The organism is Paraburkholderia sp. SIMBA_027 (assembly GCF_046535315.1).
In the GTDB taxonomy this organism is placed as follows: Bacteria; Pseudomonadota; Gammaproteobacteria; order Burkholderiales; family Burkholderiaceae; genus Paraburkholderia; species Paraburkholderia tropica.
Map to the genome: position 1 here is coordinate 1 of NZ_JAWRWY010000335.1, position 292 is coordinate 292.

Consider the following 292-nt stretch of genomic DNA (forward strand, 5'->3'; position numbering starts at 1 on the left):
CTCGAACCTATCTACCTCATCGTCTTTGAGGGATCTTACTTACTTGCGTAATGGGAAATCTCATCTTGAGGGGGGCTTCATGCTTAGATGCTTTCAGCACTTATCCCGTCCATACATAGCTACCCAGCGATGCCTTTGGCAAGACAACTGGTACACCAGCGGTATGTCCATCCCGGTCCTCTCGTACTAAGGACAGCTCCTCTCAAATTTCCTACGCCCACGACGGATAGGGACCGAACTGTCTCACGACGTTCTGAACCCAGCTCGCGTACCGCTTTAATGGGCGAACAGC

At 51.7% G+C, this 292-nt stretch carries 1 rRNA gene; it reads right to left on the minus strand.

Annotated features, from left to right (window positions below):
* Window positions 1-292: ribosomal RNA gene (locus SB764_RS39320) — 23S ribosomal RNA — on the minus strand; the annotation flags it as partial.